Annotated in this window: 10 protein-coding genes; 3 read left to right on the forward strand and 7 right to left on the reverse strand. The window is 50.3% G+C overall.

Features of this window, described 5'->3' with window-relative positions; genetic code table 11:
* Positions 1 to 42 precede the first annotated feature (42 nt).
* Both P8A25_RS01210 and P8A25_RS01215 read right to left on the reverse strand, forming a co-directional pair.
* Positions 43 to 1,212 carry a glycosyltransferase family 4 protein gene (locus P8A25_RS01210; protein WP_215443284.1) on the reverse strand — a complete coding sequence of 390 codons (1,170 nt, stop codon included), beginning with the start codon at positions 1,210 to 1,212 and terminating at the stop codon, positions 43 to 45.
* Between the two features lie 344 nt (positions 1,213 to 1,556).
* Positions 1,557 to 2,744, reverse strand: coding sequence for a glycosyltransferase family 4 protein (locus P8A25_RS01215; RefSeq protein WP_215443286.1), 1,188 nt, complete (start codon positions 2,742 to 2,744; stop codon positions 1,557 to 1,559).
* A 270-nt stretch (positions 2,745 to 3,014) separates the two neighbouring features.
* Here P8A25_RS01215 and P8A25_RS01220 point away from each other — a divergent pair, with 270 nt between their 5' ends.
* Positions 3,015 to 4,574 carry a lipopolysaccharide biosynthesis protein gene (locus P8A25_RS01220; RefSeq protein WP_022397692.1) on the forward strand — a complete coding sequence of 520 codons (1,560 nt, stop codon included), beginning with the start codon at positions 3,015 to 3,017 and terminating at the stop codon, positions 4,572 to 4,574.
* 79 nt (positions 4,575 to 4,653) lie between these two features.
* Here P8A25_RS01220 and P8A25_RS01225 read toward each other — a convergent pair whose 3' ends face one another.
* The 3 genes from P8A25_RS01225 to P8A25_RS01235 all read right to left on the reverse strand — a co-directional run bounded on the left by P8A25_RS01225 (position 4,654) and on the right by P8A25_RS01235 (position 8,813).
* The gene (locus P8A25_RS01225; protein ID WP_215443288.1) at positions 4,654 to 5,958 is read right to left on the reverse strand and encodes a BACON domain-containing protein; all 1,305 of its coding nucleotides are present in this window, start codon (positions 5,956 to 5,958) and stop codon (positions 4,654 to 4,656) included.
* A gap of 854 nt (positions 5,959 to 6,812) precedes the next feature.
* Positions 6,813 to 7,760, reverse strand: coding sequence for a glycosyltransferase family 8 protein (locus tag P8A25_RS01230; RefSeq protein ID WP_215443289.1), 948 nt, complete (start codon positions 7,758 to 7,760; stop codon positions 6,813 to 6,815).
* 60 nt (positions 7,761 to 7,820) lie between these two features.
* Positions 7,821 to 8,813: a glycosyltransferase gene (locus P8A25_RS01235; protein ID WP_215443290.1), complete on the reverse strand. Its 993-nt coding sequence runs from the start codon at positions 8,811 to 8,813 to the stop codon at positions 7,821 to 7,823.
* A gap of 422 nt (positions 8,814 to 9,235) precedes the next feature.
* Here P8A25_RS01235 and P8A25_RS01240 point away from each other — a divergent pair, with 422 nt between their 5' ends.
* Positions 9,236 to 10,288: a glycosyltransferase family 2 protein gene (locus P8A25_RS01240; RefSeq protein ID WP_404838733.1), complete on the forward strand. Its 1,053-nt coding sequence runs from the start codon at positions 9,236 to 9,238 to the stop codon at positions 10,286 to 10,288.
* Between the two features lie 77 nt (positions 10,289 to 10,365).
* On the opposite strand, the gene P8A25_RS01245 is transcribed toward P8A25_RS01240, so the two are convergent.
* Positions 10,366 to 10,542, reverse strand: coding sequence for a hypothetical protein (locus tag P8A25_RS01245; protein WP_215443292.1), 177 nt, complete (start codon positions 10,540 to 10,542; stop codon positions 10,366 to 10,368).
* A 437-nt stretch (positions 10,543 to 10,979) separates the two neighbouring features.
* On the opposite strand from P8A25_RS01245, the gene P8A25_RS01250 reads away from it, so the two are divergent.
* Positions 10,980 to 12,044, forward strand: a complete 1,065-nt coding sequence (locus P8A25_RS01250; protein WP_102727601.1) for a glycosyltransferase family 2 protein — start codon at positions 10,980 to 10,982, stop codon at positions 12,042 to 12,044.
* A 178-nt stretch (positions 12,045 to 12,222) separates the two neighbouring features.
* Here the strand turns inward: P8A25_RS01250 and P8A25_RS01255 are convergent, their stop codons facing one another.
* A complete protein-coding gene (locus P8A25_RS01255) occupies positions 12,223 to 13,353 on the reverse strand; it encodes a sulfite reductase flavoprotein subunit alpha (RefSeq protein ID WP_022397683.1) in 1,131 nt (376 codons plus the stop codon).
* Positions 13,354 to 13,361: the final 8 nt, after the last annotated feature.

The following is a 13,361-nucleotide window of genomic DNA, read 5'->3' on the forward strand; positions in this document are numbered from 1 at the left end:
GTTTTCTTTGGAAGCTCCGGAGGTAGAAGAAAAACCTGCCTGTCAGGAATCCGTGTTATTTTCCTCTTTCATGTCCAGCAGCGAGCCATAGACGTCCATAAAGTCTTGGGAAGTAGTTTGAATACTGAGCTTCCTTTTTATTTCCTCTATTCCGTATTTTCCCATGGCAATGGATTTATCCAGGGATTCCGTCACGGCAAGGACGGCTTGGCGAATGGCTTCGCTGTCTTTGACTGGGAGGATGTATCCCGATTTGCCGTCTTCGACGTATTGTTTGCTCCCGGCATTGACCGTAGTGATAACCGGTAATTCCATACAGCGGGCTTCCTTGACAATGGTGGGTCCTGTATCGGCCAGAGTTGGAAGTAACAGGCACCAGGCCGTTTCCATCTGCTGCCTGAGTTGCATCCTGGATAGTTCTCCAAGCCAATGGATATTGGGAGGGCATCCGGAATTTAGCTTGGTGCGTAGTTTCCCGTTTCCTGCAATATAAAGGTCTACATGCGCCAGGGAGGGATCTTTAAAGGCTTCAATCAGAAAGGGAAGACCTTTACGTTCGTTCAGTGATCCTGCGAACAGGCAGGATGGCCGTGTACTGGGAGCGCGTTTCTTTTCCTGGAACTCGGACTCAATGCCGTAGTCGATAAGATGGATAGAGGCTGCCGGGTTGAGTTTCCGGACACATTCCGCAGCCCATGGTGATTCACATGTAATATGCTGGTATGCCGGAGTTGTTCGTTTTTCCCAGAATGCTTGAAGGTGCGCGAGAAAGGGCATTTTACTTTCCCGGCAATAGGCATGCAGGGCCCCCTGGTATGATAATAATCGGGAATACGGCTGGTTCATGCATGCCTTGGCATATGGAAATTCAATGCCCCATGCATGGATCAGGGCTGGTTTCAGGGAATGGAGAAGAAGGCGTATTCTTTTAGAGGCAAGAAAATGCCCGCTTAAAAGTCCCAGAGCCAAACTTGGATCAGGCAGAATGTGAATGGTCTGGCCTTTCAGTTGCCGGACGGTATGGGCCTTTACATATTTTTTGAGAGTAATCCAATGAATTTCATAGCGTTTTTGATGAGCCAGATCGCAGAAAAGAGCATAAATCCATGGAATCAAGGTGTGGTCTTGATCTTGAAACTCTTCAGGAAGCAAGCGTCCCAAAGGCATGTTTGCCAAAATGGCGATAACAGGAAGAGATGACCGATTTTCCATATAAAAACAGCAAGGATTATTAATAACGCGGACGAATTGAAAAGTCCAGAAAATGCGCAAGTATGATGATGAGCGCCTTGGCTGCGAGCAAGATGAAAAAAAGATTGTGTCTGTTTTCTATCTGGAATCCCTTTTTTAAACTGATACAATAATGGTCTTTCTTTAAAACGGGAGACTTGGTCTCCACAATCTCCTATTGAAAAATTTTAACGCGAAAATTCTCATAATTAAGAAACTGGGCTGCTCCGGAAAATGTAATGATGGAAATGGCGAGAAGGCGTTTTACCGTGGGATAACGTTCGTGAGGAAAATAGCCGGGGCCGAATTCATCCCATGGAATCAACTCAGTCTTTCTGCTTTAGGGTACGGGAGGAGGCAATGGAGCTGAGCAGGTCTTCCCATTGTTGATATACGACTGATGGATCATACTGTTCCTGCCATTGCCGCAGCCCCTCCTGCCCTCGGCGCTCCCGGAATTTTTCGTCCGTCAGAGCCCCCACGGTTTTTTCCAATGTGGCAGAGGATGCTTTTTTCAGGATGATGCCTCCCTTCAGGGTGGAAACGGCTCCCACATCGGGAGCAAACCATGGGATGCCGCACGACATAGCCTCCAGAATGCAAAGCGGCTGCTGCTCCTGATAGGAGTAAAGGAAAACGGCGGCGCTCTCCATAATGGCGGCTTCCACCTCCGGACGGGGAAGATTGTAAAGAATCCTGAATCTGGGATCGTCCCCAATAGCCTGCTCCATTTGCTCAGCGTAGGAATTGCGTTGCGGAACAAGGAAAAGGAAAACGATGTTGTCCAGCTTGGTTTGCTTTACATGGCGAATAAACAGAAGCTGCCGCTTCGTGTTGCAGGCGCTGGCGGGGCACGTGAAAACGGGAGCGTGGGACAATCCGTATTTTTCCCGGAAGAAAGGAACAGCTTGTTTCAGCGCCGGAAACGTGTTGGGAATGCAGACGTAACGGGAAAGATTCAGTTTGGAGCAGTAGTAATAATCGAACCCTTTGAAGGGCGTTCCATAGGAGTCAAGGAAAACAAGGCGGTTTAACGGGGATTCCCGATGTACGTTCAAAATGCCCCTGCGTATTTGGAAAAAGGAGCAGAGCCATTTTTTCATGCCGAAAAAAGGAGGGTAGTCCACGCGGAAATAGGAACGGAGGTTGGTGGGCATGCCGTGGGAACGCAGAAAAAAGGGAAGGCGCTTTTCCCGTGCGCATGCCAGCAATTCCTTCCGGCACCAGCCCGACCAGGAATGGTAAACGATAAAATCCGGCTGGATATCTTTTAAAAAAGCGTCCAGGTACTCCTTCAAGCGGTTGGTGTCGTCCGTCAGGGAATCCGGCAGGGCCGTGATGGGGCAGCATCTTGTGCGGGAAGGATCCTCCGGCAAATCCTGCTGGCGGGTGAGAACGTGAATGTCCCAGCCTCTGGAGCCCAGGCTGTGCGCCATTTCATAGGCCGCCATACTCACGCCTCCTTCCCCGGGAGGGAAGGCATAGGCGGCAATCAGAATCCTTCCTTTGCTCACGGGCGGTAATATAGATGGAAGAGGGAAATAAAACAAGAATGCTTTATGGAACAATGCTGGATAACTGGTATGGAGCAGGTTGTGGCTTATGGATAAAAAGATGTTGATGCAGTGGAATGTTGTGCTAGATTAATGCCGCTTTTCATGGCCGTATGACTGGCAGAATATCCTGTTTGTATTTTACCAGCCGGATAAATGAAACCGGGTATGAATGATTTCTGTATTTTTTGTTTTCTCGTGAAGAGAGGATAAGTCCATGGAATAAATGGTATGAAGGAGTCTCGCGTAAAAAAAAGCCTGTTGAATGCCCGGGTGAACCTCATTTTTTATGTTCTGATTCTCATCATTTCATTTTTTTCAAGAAAAGTTTTCCTGAATTGCCTGGGCGCTGATTTCGTCGGTTTGACGGGAACTTTAATGAATCTGCTGAATTTTCTTAATTTGGCGGAGCTTGGCATAAGCACGGCTATCGGATATGTGCTTTATAAACCTATTTTTGAACATGATGAGGCCAGAATTAATGAAATTATTTCTGTTCTGGGTTACATGTACCGGTGGATAGGGCGCATCATTATTGCCGCCGGATTGCTGCTTTCCTGTTTTCTGCCGCTGATCTTCCCTTCAACGGGATTTTCCTATGGAATCATCTATTTTGCTTATTATTCCTTTCTCGCCTCTTCCCTGATTGGGTACTTCGCCAACTACAGGCAGACTCTCCTGGGGGCGGACCAGAGGAATTACGTGGTGGCCTTCTATTTCCAGACGGCCTCCATAATCAAAATTTTATGCCAGATATTATCTGCGTGGTATACGGGCAGCTATTATCTATGGATAATGATAGAACTGCTGTTCGGCATTATTTATTCCTTCATCCTTAACTGGAAAATTAATCAGGTATATCCCTGGTTGAAAAGCAATGTGGCTCTGGGAAAGGAACTGTTCAGGAAATACCCTGAGGTTATTAAATATACCAGGCAGCTCTTTGTACATCGGCTGGGTTATTTTTTCCAGTTCCAGGTCACGCCGTTTCTGGTTTATGCATTTGTTTCCCTGCAGATGGTCGCCTACTATGGCAACTATTCCACCATCATGGATAAACTGTTCCTCCTGGTCAACAACCTGCTGGGCAGCACGGAAGCCAGCGTGGGAAATCTGATCGCGGAGGGGAACGCGGAAAAAATCCGCAAGGTGTTCAATGAATTATTTTCCCTGCGCATGCTGATAGCCGGGACAATCTGCTTTACCCTTTACCAGCTTCTGGAGCCATTCATCACGCTTTGGCTGGGAGCGGGCTACATCCTCCCCCGGGAAATCATGATCCTGATCATCATCAACCTGTTCATCACTGTCACGCGGGGTGCAGTGGATCAATTTTTATACGGCTACGGCCTGTTCTGGGATGTCTGGGCGCCCATTGTAGAAAGCGTGATCAACATTTCCGTAGCAATTATCGGAGGTTACCTATGGGGATTGCCCGGCATTCTTCTGGGGGGTATTTCCAGCCTGGTGCTTATTGTTGGCATTTGGAAACCCTTCATGCTGTACACTTGGGGATTCAGAAAGAACGTGATGAATTACTGGCTCCAATTCGGTTACCAGCTGGCGCTGATTCTGATACCTATGGTGCTGATGAACTGGATTTGGAAATATTCCCCCTTGCAACCCTCCGGGTCTTTCCTGAACTGGTTTGCCTGCGCCTTCCTGATGGTTGTTTCCTATGGCGTCATAACGATTCTTTTAATGTATTGCTGTACGAAAGGCATGCGTGGCATGGTACATCGTGGACTGGCAATAGCGGGGACGCGGCTGCTCTGGAAGAGGAAAAAGTAAGCGTTCCCTATGGGGCATTATAAGGATTTTTTACTTCCTTGGCAGGAAAAATAAGTGCAACTCTTTTTTATTCATATATTCAGGGTAACTGGTTGATTTCCACGACAGCGGTCTGGGCATAGTGGTGGCCGACAAAAACCCACACTTGCCGGGGTTGCCCGGTCGTGTTGGGGGCAAGCGTCAGGGTGATTTGGCCGCCGCCGGCTGGTATCTGCTCCGCGGATTGGCTGCACCATACGGCGGCGGGGTCATGCCCGCACATCGTGTCGTTAATGGCGTACACAGCCTCCGCCAGCGTGGAGGATACCGTCAGCGTTACTTCACCGCCTTCCGCTCCCACCTCCAGCGCGGAAGCCGTCACCTCCGGCACGGGCTTGATCGCCACTCCGTCCATGACCACCTTCCCCAGGATATCCCTGGCCGCCGTGCTGCCGGGCAGGCTGCCCGTGTTCACCCGCATTCCGGCCATTCTCAACCCTGTCTCCTGCGCGCTGGCCACTTCATGGGCTTTGACTGTTGCTGACAATACAGCCGTATGGCCGCCGCCGCAGAACCGCGCTGTCATGGGCATGACGTATTGCCCGTCGACGAACAACTCCCACCTGTTTTCAACGTAGGGATGGTCTGCCGCATGCCGGGGCGCCATTGCTACGGCAAGATAGGTGGCGTCTGGGACCAGCGCCCACACATACCGGGCTTTCCCGTTGCCGCGCCCGTAATCCGTGCCGCGGATCAAGCAGGATGCAGAACTGCCCAGGTAAGACTTGCCGTATAAAGTCGCCTGCCAGGCGGGCGTCATATCATAACCGTTGTAATTATTAACGGAATTGAGCAGAGGAAACCTGTAATCCTGCCCTGTCCCGGCATGGTCATAATTGCACCAGTGAATGGGATGCGCATAGCATGGCGAGGACGGGTTTGTGGTGCATCCATAGCCATGTGTGGTGCTTCCCAGCATGATGGACGCCTTGTCCGCCCCCGTAATGCACCATGCCGCCGCCGCCGCAAAACTGGAATCTTTGTAGGTTCCCAGTGAATGAGCAAATTTCCAGGGCTTGGTGCCCACCCCCAGCAAGGAAATGCCGGAGGCGGGAGTCATTCTAATGACATGGTCATATAGTTCATTTTCAATGATGCCTTCCTTGACGGATGCATTGGCGCTGGAATACTTGTAAATGCTGAGGGATTGCATGCGCACCAGCAATGCCACCCATGACGGAACGGCGGCATAGGAGGCGCTGCGCACCAGGAGCCATTCCCGTCTGGCCTGCTCTTCGAGCATGGAGTCCCAGGACAGGGCCTCCTGGGCCGTGGCAGGCAGCGGCACGCGAACGCCTCCGTTGGCGTTGACGGTGCCGGCAAAGGTTCCGGACTCCGCCATCATATTTTTTAAAATGGCATCCTCTCCGGGTTGAACGCCGTCCTGGACAAACAATCTCGGGACGGGCGTTTTAAAAATCTGTATGACAAAAGCGTTTTCATCGGATATTTCTACCGCATCCGTCGGAGCCACAAAACCGTATTGGCCCGCTTTTCCTGCTTCCAGAACAAGCATGAGATCCACGCTGGAACTTAAAACGGCATGTACTGTACAAGCTTTTGTACAAGTCATTACATAGGAACTTCCTTTGATAGTGTCAACTTTCATGAATAAACTAATTTTTAAAATACTCCCTACTTGCCGATACGGTCATCAGGTATAAAACGTTGACGCATTCTTGCACACGCTTTGCTGGCCTGCTTTGAATGCGTGTACTGCCAGAACTGGTTGGCGGAAATAGTCACCGTGGAACCCGGTCGTGGAAAACTAATGGAGGCATCCGTAAAATGATCTTTTTGGACAAGCCGGAAAATCACTATACCGGAATCTGGGCGTGAAAAGGGCTTCCATGAAAAACCCTTTGTACGCAAAGCTAAAAATCAAAAGGAAAAAATGGGCTTATTCTGCTTTCGTAATAACGTTTATGCGCGGGAAAGACAGGCAAATTCTGAAGCTGTGGCTTCGGATCATCATCAGCCGCGGAATGAAAAAGACATGAGCTTCGTGCATTTGAAGCATTTGCAGCCATGGAAATCCCGAGTGGACAATTTCCTGACTCGGGGAAATACCAAGGAAAAAAGGAATACGGATGGTATCCCGAAAAAAAATGGCTGATATTGGCGTTCCTTAATAAAAAAGCGCTCTGTAAATCGGTTGCTTCCTGGTCATCGGGAAAGGCAGGAAAAGCTGGCGCAATCCTACTGGTGTTTGCCCTGCAAAAGCCGTTTGCCCTTCCCCAGGAGGCATCTCATTCGGGAAACAAACATTCGGGCAGAATCATTTTGCTTTCGGAAATCCCGGATATTATCTTTCCACGGAGATTTTTTCCAATACTTGTAGAACAGCCCGTTATCCTGACGCAGGCTATTGGGCTGCCAGGGCTTGGGATGCCCCCAGTAATGAATGATGCCGGGACTGGTGGCGGCTTCCAACAAATCCTTCGGCTCTAGGGGATTATTCTCGAAGCTTTTTATTCCTTCCCAGCGGATCGACCAAATGGCGCCGTCGCAGATGTTCCACATGGGATGGAGCAAGAAAATACGTTCTTGATAACATGCGTTCAAAATATCCTGATCCTGCCAGGAGAGATGATGGATGTTGCTTTTCGCATAAGATAAAACTTGGGCTTCAAACCGTTCTTCACGAATTTTCTTAATATGATAAAGAACAACGCCTGCATTGATGTAAATGGAATCCCTGCCCAGATTCATTTCCTGTTTCCAGCGTGAGAAAAACTCCTCAGTCAAATGTTCCGTAGTGAAAACGCCGGCGATGAGGCAATCCCCGAACTCGGTTTCATACATGGAACTGATATCCCGGTTGAAAATGGTATCAATATCTACATACAGGGCGCGTTCCACCGTGGCGGGAAGTTCCCCTGCGAGGCCAAGACGGTAATACGTCGCTGCCGACCACTTGGAACCAACGGGAAAATCCTTGTATTTATCCTTCATGTCAATGAAGTGTAAACTCAGGCGGTAAGACCGTTGCAGAGAATTTAAACGAGCCGTATTGTCCTCGTTCAAACCGTCTGTCATGATGTAAATATCGGCATGAACGTCGGCTGGTAAATTCTCCATGAGGGAAACGATGCTTACCCCCGTTCCCAGCGCTCCCTTATCGTCTGTAGCGTATACGATGTTCATGGTAAAGGTCCGGCATGGACTATGGCAGGTGAAGAAATGGATCTGCGTTTCCCATCCGCGTTACTGGTTTCTATTGAGAAACAACATGGATCTTCCCATTCTTTCCAGGCGGTCCAGCCAGACGCATAAGGAAACGGTTCTATTCATGAGCGCAGTAAATGATTGTTCCATTCCTTCCTTTGCAAAACATGCCTTCGCATAGGCGTCAAAATAGGTCCGGTTCAGGTAGGGATGCGTCACCTTCCTGATTCTGCCCAGCAAGGAGGTCCTTTCCTCTTCGTCAAGAGTCAGCAACCTGTTGGAATGCAATTCCCTGATGATCAGGAAATGAACGGCGAACTGCCATGTGGGTTTTTTCATGGCTTCAAGTTCATCCAGCAAGGGCGCAAGGAGCGTATGAATGGAGACATGCCGGTAATTCACATCATGCATGGCGGATGATGCCCTTTGCCGGTAAATTGAGGTGACGGTTCCTCCCAGCCCGATCAGGGCTGTCTGCCTCATGCACCGCGTCCAGTACAGGCCGTCTTCTCCATAGGACATATTTTCTTCCCAGGACGGAAGTTGAAACGCAAGAGATGAACTCAGGATAACATTGCTTGGGTGCATGAATAGCAATCCCCTTAACCCCAATTTCCGGATGAATACAGGATGGGATGGGGGACGTGGCGCTATGTTGGCCAACTCGTCCAGGATGTGACGGTTGGAATAAACCAATATCTCAGGATGAAGATTGAAAAAATTAGCCGCCAGCGCCAAATGTTCTGGGTACCAGTAATCGTCCCCGTCCAGAAAAGCAATATAAAGGCCTTGGGCTTTCTTCATTCCTGCATTTCGTGCTCGCGAAACGCCGCCGTTGCACTGGGAAATAAGATGAATTCTTTGGTCGTGAAAAGATTGGATGATAGAAACGGTTCCGTCTGTAGAACCATCGTCAACGATAATAATTTCAAAATCCTGAAATATTTGAGCCAGTACCGACTGAATGGTAGCAGCAATATATTTTTCCAGGTTATAGGCTGGAATAATAACGCTGAAAAATGGCTTCTGCATTTAGGAAGGAGATGGAACGCTTTTGGAGCTGGACGGGAATCCGGATGTGGAGGAAAGACTTCGCGCTGATTCTGGAGTAATAACAATCGGTAAATGGAGGAGGGAAAAAATCCCTCGTGACGCCTTCATTGTTAATCAACGCATTGATGGACCAAATCATAGCGGATTAAGAATCCGTGATTAATCAACGCCGCCATAAAAGATGCGCATGATAGGGAACATCAGGATGATAGGAGAATCTTTTTAATCCCTGTTATCCCCGTCATCCTTATATTCCCCATTACCCCTAACAAACTTTTTCCCAGATTTTTCCGTTGACGCCGGATTCTTAATCCGGTACAAACGTGACGCCTTATCTATAAGTACTGTGGATCATAGTCCATCTCGGGATTCACATTTCCTTTTCCGTGCCGCTTTTCTTCATGAATCCTCCGGAACTCCCCTCCATCAGCATTATTCTGACCGGGCATAATGAGGAATATTGCATTGGAGATGCCATCCGGAGCGTATTCGGGCAGGATTACGAGGGGCCGGTAGAAATCATCCTGTCTGATGACGGTTCTTCCGACGGTACTTTTGCAGTCATGCAGGAAATGGCGGCGGAGTACCGGGGACCGCACCGTGTGGTATTGAACCGGAATGAAACCCCTCTGGGGCGCGGGCCGCATATACGGCAGGCCGTGGAGTTGGCCACCCATGAATGGATTCTCCGTCAGGACGGAGATGACTGTTCCTTCCCCTGGAGGTGCAGGATTTTTGCCGGAGTGGTGACGGAGCATCCGGATGCCGTGGCTGTCGTCAGCCAGATGACCCGCGTGTATGAGGAAGCCGGCGTTATGTTCAGATTCCCGGCGTTTCCTGCTGTTCCGGAAGAGGCCCCGGTGATCAGGCTTCAAGAGGGGACTTTCTCCTCCACTGCCCATTACGGAGGCAGTATGATGATCAGGAAAAGCGCCTGCCAATGGGGGCGCTCCCTGCCGATGACGGACAATTTTGAAGATGACCTGATGGGATTTCATGTGTGGCTGCAAGGCAGCATCTATGAATTGCCGGATGTCTCCCTGTACTATTACAGGTTTGCCGTCAAAAATATTTGTGCCGTCAACAGTGCAGCGCGGTTTGCCAGCATGAAAACGGCTGCGGCCTTTGAAAAAAGGGATCGGCTGATGCGGCGCCAGTTGAAGAAAAGCAAGGAAGCCGGCCTGGAACTGTGTAAGGACTTGTTGAAGGGCCGCACTCCGGTTTTCCGTTCGCGGGAAGAATTGCTTGCCGAAATGGAGGAGAGAAGAAAGGCGATACGCTGCATTGATCAACAGCAGAACTGGTGGAACTATTCCTTCCGCCGAAGGTGGGCGCTAAGGAAGCCGGGATGGATGGGCATCGTCCATTGCTTGCCGCAAAAGCTGTATCTGCTCTGCATGGTCTTCTTTTTCAAGCTCAGGAAAGTGAAAAGAGCCGTTTGCGGAGCGCGGTAGGGGGTGCCTGAAGACCCCGGATGGAAAGGGCCCGCCAGGGCAGGGAAAAGCTCTTGGATAAAACCTCCGTGAAGTGTTCATGGAACCATGTTCTGCATGGCTGCTTCCTCTGCTGCATGGGGAATAGCGTGTGCAGGTTTGAGTGCGTGGAATGGGAAAAAGGGAATGAATGCGTATTCATGCGCGAAAAAGAAGAAGGGGAAATCTTGATACCGGTCATTTGGCAGATAGGGATGCAGGGGGATGAACTGCATGCAGGGAAGGGCGATGCATAATCTTTGTCGATAGGTGAAAGCCTCCGGGAAGCGTCTTTTCAAACCGAAGGGATTGATCGGAGGGATGTAGGGAAAAAATGAAGGAAGTGCCGTATTTCATGGAATCATCCTTCTTTGGTTATCCGGAAAAACAGGAATCAGGATAGGAAAGCAAAAAGCATTTTATGTTTTGTTACTAAAAATGAGAACTGATGGCTTAACCGCGAATTTCTAATCCGGATTCAATAAAAAATACTTAATATAAATGGTGACAGTTGAGGGGAGGCAATCCTGGAAAGAAATGTCCTTCCTGTCGTGCAGCAGCATGAAGCCGTATAAAAAACTCATAATGTGCATGTTGGTAAACCTTCATGTATCCGGACAAAGAACCCGGATTAGAAATCCTGTATTTCTCCACCGAGTTTTAAATCTGGAAAATGGAAGAAAAGAACAGGCATATCCGGGATAGCCGCTATGGTTGGATAGAATTCAGCGTGATTTTAATCGCCTATAATCTGGAGCATTATTTGAGAAAAACCGTTCAATCCGTATTGGATCAGGAATTTAAGAATTTTGAATTGATCATCGTTGATGACGGCTCGACGGATGGCACCCTTCAAGTGGTGGAATTTTTTCAGGATTCCAGAATTAACGTCATTTCCCAGGAAAATGGAGGCGCTTCGCATGCCAGAAACACGGGAATGAAAGCGGCCAAAGGAAAATACGTGGCATTCCTTGATGGAGATGGCTACTGGTATCCTGATCATTTGAAGATGGCATATGATTTTTTCCGGAAGCATCCCGGCGTGTACGTTTATGCCGCCAGATATACATGGAACAAGGAGGATTGCATTCCCCGCAGGAAGGGAAAACCGTGCTCCTTCGTAGTCAGGAAACTGGGGTTAAGAGGGCTTTTATCCATCCATACGAGCAGCGTTGTTCTGAATTCCTCCCTGGCATCTTCTCTTCCCTTGTGGGAAGCAGGCATGAAATACGGAGAGGATGTCCTGTACTGGATGCGGTTGATGAGAAGAACGGCGATGATTGGCTTGGGAAAAAAAGTGGGCTCCATCTATGTACAGCGTGCCGGCTCTGCCATGCAGGAGCAGGCTTGCCGTGATATTTCCGTGGAAGACCTGCTGACGCGCCGGCTGGAGGAATGGAAACTGATGCCGCACAGGGAATGGCAGTTTGCCGTGCACTTTTTAATTTTGCGGGAATTACATGTGCCCAGACTGCTGAAGATGGAGAAAGAAGCCCGTATCCGGTTCCTCAAAGAGATTGGTTCCATGCTGCATGGATGGCTGGAGGGACCCTGTTTTAATGCTTATGTGCAGGCCTGCTCGCGGGAGGAGCCGGCTGAGATGGAAAAGGCGTTTGACAAGCTCCAGGCCCGGGTAAACTGCTGGTGCGTCTGGGCGGACAGGGCGGAAAGATGGTGCATGCGCCCCTGGTCCCTCCTGGTAAATGGGTTGTATAAGGGATTTCTATGGGGCAAGTAAATTCCCTTTCCGCAAAGGGCCCGGAAAACCCGGAAAAAGGGATGGAGGAAAAAAGGCAAGCCGCTCTTCCCTGCGTCAACCGGATTTACCGGTAACGGCTTCTCCGTAGTAAAAAGAAAAAGCGCCTTCCCACGGATAGTGGAAAGGCGCGGTAAAAGGAAAGAAAGCGTATACCGGATTAATACACGTCCCGCTGGTAGCGGCGGTGCTGTTTCATGTCCGCTACGTACTCCGCAGCTTCTTCCGGAGTCTTGTGGCCCCAGGTCTGGATAACTTCATGAAGGGCGGCGTCAACGTCCTTGGCCATGCGGGAGGCGTCTCCGCAGACGTAGAAGCAGGCGCCGTTTTCCAGCCATTTCCAGAGCTCTTCGCCTTCCTGGACCATGAGATGCTGAACGTATACCTTCTTCTCCTGGTCGCGGGACCAGGCTACGGACAATTTCAATCTGCCGTCCGCCGTCAATTTGGCCAGCTCGTCTTCATAGCAGAAATCGGTAGCTTTGTATGGGTTGCCGAAGAACAGCCAATTGCCGCCCTTGTCCCCGGAGGCGATGCGTTCCTCCCAGAATGCGCGGAAGGGGGCGATGCCGGTGCCGGGGCCAACCATGATGATGGGGGTATCCCCGTCTTCCGGCAGGCGGAAATTCTTGTTGGTATGCACGAACACCCTGGCCGTATGTCCCGGCTGGAGGCGGTCCGCCATGTAAGTGGAGCACACGCCGCCGCGCTTGCGGTCCCGGGCCGTGTAGCGCACCGCGCCCACGCACAGATGCACTTCTTCAGGGTGGGCGTTCGGGCTGGAGGCGATGGAATAAAGGCGCGGCATGATCTTTTTCAGGATGCCTGCAAAAGCCTCCGCAGATTCAAAGGAGGCCGGATACTCCGTTGCCAGATCCAGCACGTCGCGTCCCCACAGGAAATCGCTGAGCGCGTCCTTGTCCCCGGCCAGCAGGGTTTCCAGCTCCTGACTGCCGGAAGCGGTTGCCCATTTGGTCAGCAGGGCCTTGTTGACATTGGTGATGTCATAGCAGTTGATCAGGGCGTCCCGCAGGCTGGCGGCTCCCCCCTCCGGCGTGGGAACCTGGGAATCCGGGCTGAGGCCGAGCTTTTCAATCAGGGCGTCCACCAAGGAAGAATCATTGGAGGGAATGACGGCCAGGGCGTCTCCGGCAACGTACACCATTCCGGCGCCGTCCAGGCTGTATTCAATATGGATCGTTTCTTTCGGGCTGCCTTCCCCGGTGAGGTGCTTGACGGAAAGGACGGGTGCGGGGAACGGATTCTTTTTGCCGTACGGTTCGGTTGTCATGTGTAATG

The organism is Akkermansia sp. BCRC 18949 (genome assembly GCF_045011645.1).
GTDB classification, from domain to species: Bacteria; Verrucomicrobiota; Verrucomicrobiia; order Verrucomicrobiales; family Akkermansiaceae; genus Akkermansia; species Akkermansia massiliensis.

Coding starts and splice junctions, on each gene's coding strand:
- P8A25_RS01210 (WP_215443284.1), bottom strand. CDS start 1,212: ATGGAAAATCGGTCATCTCTTCCTGTTATCGCCATTTTGGCAAACATG.
- P8A25_RS01220 (WP_022397692.1), top strand. CDS start 3,015: ATGAAGGAGTCTCGCGTAAAAAAAAGCCTGTTGAATGCCCGGGTGAAC.
- P8A25_RS01225 (WP_215443288.1), bottom strand. CDS start 5,958: ATGATGGCGGAGTCCGGAACCTTTGCCGGCACCGTCAACGCCAACGGA.
- P8A25_RS01230 (WP_215443289.1), bottom strand. CDS start 7,760: ATGAACATCGTATACGCTACAGACGATAAGGGAGCGCTGGGAACGGGG.
- P8A25_RS01235 (WP_215443290.1), bottom strand. CDS start 8,813: ATGCAGAAGCCATTTTTCAGCGTTATTATTCCAGCCTATAACCTGGAA.
- P8A25_RS01240 (WP_404838733.1), top strand. CDS start 9,236: ATGAATCCTCCGGAACTCCCCTCCATCAGCATTATTCTGACCGGGCAT.
- P8A25_RS01245 (WP_215443292.1), bottom strand. CDS start 10,542: ATGCAGTTCATCCCCCTGCATCCCTATCTGCCAAATGACCGGTATCAA.
- P8A25_RS01250 (WP_102727601.1), top strand. CDS start 10,980: ATGGAAGAAAAGAACAGGCATATCCGGGATAGCCGCTATGGTTGGATA.
- P8A25_RS01255 (WP_022397683.1), bottom strand. CDS start 13,353: ATGACAACCGAACCGTACGGCAAAAAGAATCCGTTCCCCGCACCCGTC.